The sequence below is a fragment of the Calditrichota bacterium genome, from assembly GCA_013152715.1.
Taxonomy (GTDB): Bacteria; Zhuqueibacterota; Zhuqueibacteria; order Thermofontimicrobiales; family Thermofontimicrobiaceae; genus 4484-87.
Map to the genome: position 1 here is coordinate 1 of JAADFU010000037.1, position 8,826 is coordinate 8,826.

An 8,826-nucleotide genomic window follows, 5' to 3' on the forward strand; every position below is an offset into this window, starting at 1 on the left:
TGGTGATAGGCCATCCCTATCCGGAGACGCTGCATGTTTTACAGCAGCAATTGCCTGAATTGGAAAATCAGGGTGTGGAACTGGTGCCTATCTCCGAATTAGGAAATACGGTCGCTTTGGCGGCGAATTGACTTTTTTGCTCAAAATTATTTTTTGCGGGTATGTTTGTTTTTGGTTTCGAGTTGGTAGCTTCGAGTTCAATGTTTGTAGTTTTCAGCCCGAAGCTCAAGACAATTAATGAAAATAGCGTTTTAAATATCACTTTTGGGAGGCAAAATGGTTCGTTTGGGAGTAAATGTGGATCACGTGGCTACTGTTCGGGAAGCGCGTCGGGGAATTGAGCCGGATCCGGTAGCTGCCGGTAGCTGCCGCTGTGTTGTGTGAACTTGCCGGCGCCGACGGTATTGTGTGTCACTTGCGCGAAGACAGGCGACACATCAAAGATCGCGATTTGTCTTTGCTGCGACAGGTGGTAAAAACTCATCTCAATTTGGAGATGGCACCGACGGAAGAAATGATCAAAAAGGCAGTGAATGTGCTGCCGGATATGGCCACGCTGGTGCCGGAAAAAAGGCAGGAAATCACTACCGAAGGCGGTCTGGACGCTCGTTCTAATTATGATTTTCTGGAAGAAGTCGTGTCCACGCTACGCGCTAACAACATCGTTGTCAGTCTGTTCATTGACCCGAATATTCATCAAATCAAAGCCGCCGCGAAATTGGGCGCCGATTATGTGGAGTTACACACCGGCAATTACGCCAATGCCGACGAACTCAATCAGGTCATTGAAGAATTGGACAATCTCAAATCCATGGCCGTCGCCGCCGCGAAATTGGGACTCGGCGTCAGCGCCGGGCATGGGCTGAATTACCAGAATGTTGTGGATGTGGCGAAAATTCCGCAAATTGAAGAACTCAATATCGGACATTCGATTATTTCGAGAGCGGTGTTGGTAGGAATGGATAGGGCTGTGCGGGAGATGGTTGAGTTGATTCGCGGAGCTCGGTGAAGATGGCAGGCGGGCTTTCTGAATTTCAGAAAATCCCAATTTCCAAATTCCGAATCGCAAACAAATCCCAATACCAACTATTCAAATTTCAAACATTCGATTCCAAACTTGAATGTTACATCATTTGAGATTTTGCAGAGATTCGTTTTTTTTTGTTTTAGTAAAAAATATTTGTTGCAACAAAATTTGTAAACGGAGATCACACCATGGCATTGACAACTCTGGCGATTGACGGACATGTGCATTTGTACACGATTTTTGATCTGGCGCGAGCCATTGAAGCGGGCAGGAAAAATTTATTAAAATTGGCTAAAAAAAACAATTCGGCAAAAAAAGCAGTTCCCGTCTGGCTGCTGGTGGAAAGATCGGATACGGATATGTTTGCTGAGTTGAAGAAAATTGCCGAAAAAAATGAGAATAGAAATGGCTTTTCTTTTGAGCAGATTGATTCTGTGACTATTGCCGTGAAAGAAAAAGATGCGAGAATTTTATTCATTTTTGCCGGCAGGCAATTGGTCACTGCGGAAAATTTGGAGGTGCTGTCGCTAATTTCTGATTTTAATCTTGCTGATCGCGCTGCGCCGCTTGATGAGGTAATCGGTTTGATCGAGCAAAGTCAGGGAATCCCTGCGTTAAATTGGGCGCCCGGAAAGTGGTTTGCAGCACGGGGAAGAGTCGTTGAAAAAATGATTTCTGAAAATGCGCCTGAAAAATTTTTCATCGGCGATTCCACCATGCGAAACACGCTCTGGTCCACGCCGAAACTCGTGAAAAAGGCGAAAAAGAAAGGCTTTGCCGTGCTCGCCGGCTCAGACCCGCTGCCTTTTTCCGGCGAGGAAAAAATGATCGGCAGCTACGGTTTTTTGCTTGAGGGTGATTTCTCCGCAAAAAATCCCGCAGAATTAATGAGAAAAATTCTGCGCGAAAATCGTGGCTCCATTCGCATCGTGGGAAAAAGAAACAATCCCTTCACTTTTGTTTTGAGACAGTACAAAATTATGAGAGAGAAGAAGACACGAAATAATTAATGGGAGTAATCATGAGAAAGAAGTTAGTCGAATTGATGCCGGAATTTAATTTGATTAAAAATGATGACTTGCGCGAAAAAACGATTGACGTCTGGGTCGAGGCGATTGAGCGTGGTGGCTGGAAAATCGAAGATTTGCAGCGCATCCCGTTTACGCTGCTCATCCCTGATTGTCCGGTGAATATCATTCAACATACGCGCGGTGTCACCAACGTCGCCGTTGAGTCCGCAAAAAAATTGGCGGAATTCAACGGCGGAAGCTACGACATCGACATGGATATTTTGCTTTCCGGCGGCTTGCTGCACGATGTGGGAAAAATTGTCGAATACGCGGACTACCCCGATGGCATCAAAAAAAGTGAGATGGGAAAATTGCTGCGCCATCCTTTCAGCGGCGCGGGTCTTGCCATGCGCCACGATTTGCCAGACAAAGTGGTTCACATGATCGCCGTTCACGCCAAGGAAGGCGACGGCGGCTACCGTTGTCCCGAGGCGGTTATCGTCCATCACGCGGATTTTATGAATTTTGAGCCGATCAAAATGGGGTAATCTTTAAGAACATCTTTTCTGATAAAAAAAATCAGTGTTTAGCGGCGACGCACCCATCGCCGCTTTTATTTTTCTGCTAAAATTGAAAAGATGAGTATTTTTTACTTTCATTTTTAATTTCAATTTCTTAAATTGCAGACTTTAAAATTGAGGGACAAGTCGAATTTGAAAACATTTTAAATATTAACCAAAGGAGATCGTGCATGGAAGCTGTAAAGAAGCGTCTCAATGAATCTGCTGCTCTGCGGTGGACGGTTCTGGTGTTAATCAGTGGTTTGATGTTTTCGACTTACTGGTTTCAGGATTGTCTGGGACCGCTCAAAAGCTTAATGGAAAGCCAGCTCGGATTTGACAGTAGTCAGTTCGGACTGCTGGTCGCTTCTACGACCTGGGCGAATTTAGCGCTGATGATCATTGTAGGCGGGATTGCGCTGGACAAATGGGGCATCCGCAAGACCGGTACGGTGTTCGGACTTCTGGCGACGACAGGCGCGTTCATCGTTGCTCTGGCGAGCAAAGGATTTTTTGGGCACGAAGAAGGAACCATGTTGCGTTGGATGATTGTGGGCAGAATTTTATTCGGCACCGGTCTGGAAACAGTCTGTGTCATGGTCTCTCGCACAATTGTGAAATGGTTCAAAGGCCACGAGTTGGCGCTGGCGATGGCAATCAACGTCGGGTTTGGCCGTCTCGGTTCCGCGGGAACGAACTTTTTCGGCGTGGATATCGCCGGAGGCAACGTTTACGCCGGTCTTTCTTTTGCAGCGTCTTTGATTGGGCTGGGTCTGATCATGTTTCTCATTTACCTGATCATCGACGTCAAATTTGACAAACGCGATCAGCAAATTTTGGGCAAAACCGAAGTCATCAAAGAAGATGGTTTCAAGTTCAAAGATTTGACCGATTTGCTCACCGATCGTTCTTTTATCTACATCGCTGCGCTTTGTGTGGCTTTTTATGCGGCAGTATTTCCCTTCATTCAGTACGCGCCGGATTTGTTGATCAATAAATTCGGTTTTTCCAACGCCATGCCTGACCTCAGTGGCATGTCTTTGTGGGAAAAAATTGTCGCCTTTTTCCACAACGGGCCCAAAGTCACCAGCCTGATTCCGCTGGGAACTATTCTGTTCACACCGATTTTTGGCGGAATTGTGGATAAAAAAGGAAAAGCAGCCACGTTGATGATTATCGGCTCGTTGTTGCTAATTTTTGCCCATCTGGCGCTTTCCGTGTTCAACAGCGAATTGTTGGGTTATTTGGGTTTGCTTTCTTTGGGAATTGCTTTCTCGCTGGTTCCGGCTGCCATGTGGCCTTCGGTGGCAAAAATTGTCCCGGAAAATCGTATCGGAACTGCTTACGCCACCATGTTTACCATTCAGAACTACGGTCTCTCGGCATTTTACTGGGGCATCGGAAAAGCGCTGGACATGACCAATCCGCAAGTGGTGGCGAAAATTCAGTCCACGCGTCGGCACTTAATCGACAGCGGCGTTCCTTTGCAGGAAATTCCCGCAAAAATGGAAAAAATGAAATACGCCGGACAAATTCCTTTTTACAACTACACCATTCCCATTTTAATGCTCGTTGCTTTGGGTGTTATTTCGATTTTTCTGGCTTATCAATTGAAACGTGCGGATAAGCACCAAGGCTATGGTCTGGAATTGCCTTCGGGGCAGGAAGGCACAGCAAGTCATTAGGAAATTTGAGAAACCCTGTTTTTTCAAAAAACAGGGTTTCTTTAAATAATGGAGCAAGAATTTGAAGACCAAAGCGGTACTGTTTGATTTTGATGGCGTCATTGCCAATACAGTGGAATATCACGTTGCGGCATGGACAGAGGCGTTTGCCGGGTACAATGTTGAAATTGAACCGGAAGATATTTTTTTTCAGGAAGGTCAAATGGCGGATTTTATCGCCCCGAATTTGGCAAAAATGAAAGGTCTCGATATCAGCGAGGACAAATTGCGCGGGATAATCGAAAACAAGCGAGCGATTTACAAACGTACCACGCGCGCGCAAGTTTATCCCCAGACGAAAGAATTAGTGGAAAAATTGAAAAATTACCCGCTGAAACTGGCAATCGTTACTGGCTCCATTTTGCCGAACATGGAAGTAGTCGCCGGAAAAGAATTTTTGGCACAATTTGACGCCATCGTCACCGGCGATTCCGTTTCACGCAACAAGCCCTTTCCTGAACCGTTTCTCTCAGCGGCGAAAAAATTAGCCTTGAGATCGGAAGAGTGCGTGGTCATTGAAAATGCGCCGCTGGGAATTCAGGCGGCGAAAAAGGCAGGTATGTTTTGCGTTGCTGTTCAGACAACGATTAAAGATAAAGAAATATTGCAGCAGGCGGATGTTGTCTTTTCTGATTTGTCGGAAATTCCAATGCCGGTAATTCTGGAACAGATAGTTTTGTAATCGACAAACTGATAAGTAATCCCGAACTTCTTTGCTAAAATTATTTCTCCCGCGACAAGGGAACTTTTATCCTCAGTTAACATAAAAATATCAAGTTTCTCCCTCAACTGTTTTCGCAAACCTTTTGCAATTAAAAAATGAAAAATGGAGCGCTTGCATTGTCTGTAAAATTCACTCCTATTTCCATTGTTTTATTTTTCGCGATCAGTTTTTTCGCGTGCGACAAAAAGGAACCTGTTGCCCCGCAAAATTCACCACCTATTTTGAGTCATTTGGCTGTCCCCGATACTATTGACATTGGTTCCGGGGAAAATGACATAATTTCTGTCCAATGTGATGATCCGGACGGCCTCGCTGATGTGGATAGTGTGTTTTACCAAATTCTCTACCAAAATGGAAGTGTGCGGACAACGGGCGTGCTTTTTGATGACGGAGATTATGCCAACCACGGCGACATTACTCCCAAAAACGGAAAATATGCAGCGCGCATCGGTCAGTCTCTCGCTCCCGGAAATTACCGTCTCAAAGTCGGCGCAGCGGATAAGTCAGGCGAGCGCAGCAATGAATTGGAAAGTGAATTTTTCGCCAGAAAAGCTGTCGTTAACAATTCGCCGGTTCTTACAGAAATTTTTGTCTCCGACACAGTTTTTGTTGATGAAGCGGCTCCTTTTATAATTCAGGTTAAAGCTGTTGACCCCGATCCCGATGACGCGGTTGCTCGCGTTACTTTCCAAATTCTTGATCCGACTTTTACTGAAGTATTGATTTCCGGTGATTTGTACGATGACGGCACTCACGGCGATACAGCAGCGGGCGATTCCATTTTTTCCGTTGAAATCACATCGGCGTTTGCCAGTTGGCGGTTCGGAAATTTCAATCTTTATGTGCAGGGATTCGACAAAAGCAGTAAGGGGAGTATTAGTCTGTACAAATCCATCCCTTGGGGAAAAAAGCAATTGGGAGAGCCGCCGATCATCAGCGACTTGAGCGCGCCGGACACGCTGAAATTGCCGGCGGACAGTTTGCACGTCGTGCAATTTGTTCTTTCCGTCAAAGCGGACGATCCGGATAATCCCCACGATGTCAAAGAAGTCTTTTTCGATACCTACAAACCAGACGGCACAATTTCCAAATCCAGCCCTTTGCAAATGTACGACAACGGCGCTTCGGGAGACGCTGTCGCTGGTGATCAAGTTTATTCCCTGCGTGCATTTTTGGTTTACAACAATGACGTGGGGAATTATCGCTTTGAGTTTCAGGCGCGCGATTACTCTGATTTATTAAGCAATAAAATTACTCACATAATTACGGTGATTAAGTAAAATGAAACGAATAACTCTTTTGGCTTTATTAGGCTTAATTTGTTTGTCTTTTTCTTCTTCAGCCCAAATTCTCACAAAGAAAAGTTATCAATTCGACTCTGAACCTGTCGCCGGTCTTAAAAGCAACAGCATCACGGATATTTTTGTTGTGAATGACAAAATTATTTTTCTTGGCACAGGCAAGGGACTTGCCCGAACAGAAGACGGCGGACAAACGTGGGTGACGTACACGGAAAAACAGGGGATCGGCAAAGGCGGCATCTCAGCCATCGCCGTGAAAGATTCCACTGTCTGGGTCGCTACGGCGTTTGATTCGGTAATTTTGGAAAAGCACGAAGCAATTGGCGGCGGAATTAGTTATTCCACTGATCTGGGGAAAACCTGGACGCATCTGCCGCAGCCTTTCCCGGCGCCGAACTGGACAATTGTCAATAATGTCATTTACGACATCGCGATTATTGATTCCACGGTCTGGGTCGCGGCATTTGGCGGCGGTTTGATGAAATCTTCGGACATGGGAAAAACCTGGCTCGTGCGTCCGCCCGACGGTTACAATTTCAATCCCGATGAATATCTTAGCCATCGCGTTTTTTCGTTGTTGGCGATGGGAGACACGCTTTGGGTCGGAACAGCGGGCGGGATTAATGTCTCCTACGACGGCGGCGAGACCTGGCCCACGGAGATGCTTTTCAACCATCAGCACGGCGAAGCACCGATTTCCGGCAATTTTGTCGTGGCGCTGGATGTGCAAAAACTTAACGGGCAAAAAATTATCTGGGCGGCGACAAATAACGCTGAAGACCCTGACGAATTTCGCGCTATTTCAAGAACTGCTGACGGCGGCAGAACCTGGGACACTTTTTTGCGCGGGAAATTTACCTACAATTTTGCCTTTGACGGCGAAACAGTTTACGCCGTGACTGACAGCGGATTGTGGAAATCTCCGGACGGCGGCCAGAATTGGGATGTTTACCCGCAAATCCGGGACGCGGATTCGCCGGAAAAAATCTACGCGACGGAATTTTACGCTGTGGCGATCACGCCCCAGCCAAATCACGCGCTCTGGGTCGGCTCTTCGGACGGATTGGCTGTTTCCGCGGACGGCGGAGTCAACTGGAATCTGATTCGCGCATTTGTAAAACCGGGAGTCGCTGGCGAACCTCGAGTTTATGCCTATCCCAATCCGTTCACGCCGATGAGATTTAATCAGGTGGGCAATGACGGATTTGTGCGGTTTCAGTTTAATACAAAAAATGCCACGCACGCCAAAATTCGCGTGTTTGACTTTGCCATGGAGCTGATTACTACCATTGACGGCGGCAGTTGGTCCGGGAACAGCGATGCGTCCGTTGCCTGGAATTGTCGCGACGATGACGGAAATTTGCTGGCGAACGGTGTCTATTTTTATCAATTGGAATTGTCCGGCGACGGAAAATATTGGGGAAAATTAATCATTGTTGATTAAAAAAATTGGACTTACGTTTTTTAACCATTTCATATCCCACAGAAAACTCGAAACTCAAAACGCGAGACTCGGAACACTATTAAAGGGAAATCACAATGAAAAAAATTAGTTTATCATTTCTGATAATAACTCTCGCAGCATTCCTGCTTGCAGGGCAGGCTGGCGCCGTGGACGGCTACTACGCCGGGTCATTTTTGCGCATGGGACTTGGCGCGCGAGCCACCGCCATGGGAAATGCGTTTACGGCAATTGCAGAAGGTACGCTGGCGAGCTATTACAATCCGGCAGGGATTCCTCTGCTGAAACATCGGCAATTGACGCTGTCGTATCGCTTTCTTTCACTGGACAGAAATTTCAATTACATCGGTTTCGCCACGGGAATTCGTCCGAAAGTTGACGAAGAAACCGGCGAGAGCGCCATTAACGGCGGTCTCGCTGTGAGTTGGATTCACGCCGGCGTGGACAACATCGACGGTCGCGATTTTGCGGGAAATCATTACCAGGATTTTTCCAATGCGGAAAATTCGTTCGCCTTCTCTTTCGGCGTGATGCCCCTGAAATCGTTGTCCGTGGGCTTTACGGGCAGAGTTTTGTACAATCGATTTCCGGACATGGGCGACGATAACGCGACCATTTCCACGACTGCCCTGGGCCTGGATCTGGGTGTCTTGTTTCGCCCCTTTGAAAATTTATCTTTCGGCGCTGTAGTGAAAAATATCAACGCCAAATACGACTGGAAAACCGACAAATTGTGGGAGCGGGATATCGAAAAAATCGACCGCTTTCCCATGACTTTTCGTTTCGGTGTAGCAACAAATTTTCCCTACCGCTGGTTACTCATCGCAGCGGACGTGGAAAACAGCGAACTTTTCGGCTGGCGTTTTTCGCTGGGAACAGAAGCGCAATTAATGGAAAATATTTTCCTCCGCGGAGGAATCAACGACTGCGCACCGGCATTTGGCGGCGGCTACATTTTCAAATTATTAGGCAGGGAAACGCAGATCCAGTACGCCTTTGTGACAAAAAAATACAACGC

8 protein-coding genes and 1 pseudogene are annotated in these 8,826 nt (G+C 46.7%); all 9 read left to right on the forward strand.

The window, feature by feature from the left end; all coding sequences use genetic code 11:
- Positions 1 to 131: divergent polysaccharide deacetylase family protein (locus GXO74_03330; protein NOZ60692.1), on the forward strand; the 131-nt coding region annotated here is incomplete at its 5' end.
- A gap of 145 nt (positions 132 to 276) precedes the next feature.
- Positions 277 to 1,009: pseudogene (locus GXO74_03335) on the forward strand (pyridoxine 5'-phosphate synthase).
- A 206-nt stretch (positions 1,010 to 1,215) separates the two neighbouring features.
- Positions 1,216 to 2,037, forward strand: a complete 822-nt coding sequence (locus GXO74_03340; GenBank protein ID NOZ60693.1) for a hypothetical protein — start codon at positions 1,216 to 1,218, stop codon at positions 2,035 to 2,037.
- 11 nt (positions 2,038 to 2,048) lie between these two features.
- A complete protein-coding gene (locus GXO74_03345; GenBank protein ID NOZ60694.1) occupies positions 2,049 to 2,585 on the forward strand; it encodes an HD domain-containing protein in 537 nt (178 codons plus the stop codon).
- 203 nt (positions 2,586 to 2,788) lie between these two features.
- On the forward strand, positions 2,789 to 4,282 hold the full coding sequence (locus GXO74_03350; protein ID NOZ60695.1) for a major facilitator superfamily domain-containing protein 1: 1,494 nt from the start codon (positions 2,789 to 2,791) through the stop codon (positions 4,280 to 4,282).
- A gap of 61 nt (positions 4,283 to 4,343) precedes the next feature.
- Positions 4,344 to 5,003, forward strand: coding sequence for an HAD family phosphatase (locus GXO74_03355; protein NOZ60696.1), 660 nt, complete (start codon positions 4,344 to 4,346; stop codon positions 5,001 to 5,003).
- A gap of 158 nt (positions 5,004 to 5,161) precedes the next feature.
- Positions 5,162 to 6,325, forward strand: coding sequence for a hypothetical protein (locus GXO74_03360; protein ID NOZ60697.1), 1,164 nt, complete (start codon positions 5,162 to 5,164; stop codon positions 6,323 to 6,325).
- A 1-nt stretch (position 6,326) separates the two neighbouring features.
- Positions 6,327 to 7,790, forward strand: coding sequence for a hypothetical protein (locus tag GXO74_03365; GenBank protein ID NOZ60698.1), 1,464 nt, complete (start codon positions 6,327 to 6,329; stop codon positions 7,788 to 7,790).
- Between the two features lie 95 nt (positions 7,791 to 7,885).
- A partial coding sequence (locus tag GXO74_03370) for a conjugal transfer protein TraF (protein ID NOZ60699.1) occupies positions 7,886 to 8,826 on the forward strand: 941 nt, incomplete at its 3' end.

Bases quoted from the DNA above. Each gene is read 5' to 3' on its own strand.
- GXO74_03345 (NOZ60694.1), top strand. From the start codon at position 2,049: ATGAGAAAGAAGTTAGTCGAATTGATGCCGGAATTTAATTTGATTAAA.
- GXO74_03350 (NOZ60695.1), top strand. From the start codon at position 2,789: ATGGAAGCTGTAAAGAAGCGTCTCAATGAATCTGCTGCTCTGCGGTGG.
- GXO74_03340 (NOZ60693.1), top strand. From the start codon at position 1,216: ATGGCATTGACAACTCTGGCGATTGACGGACATGTGCATTTGTACACG.
- GXO74_03365 (NOZ60698.1), top strand. From the start codon at position 6,327: ATGAAACGAATAACTCTTTTGGCTTTATTAGGCTTAATTTGTTTGTCT.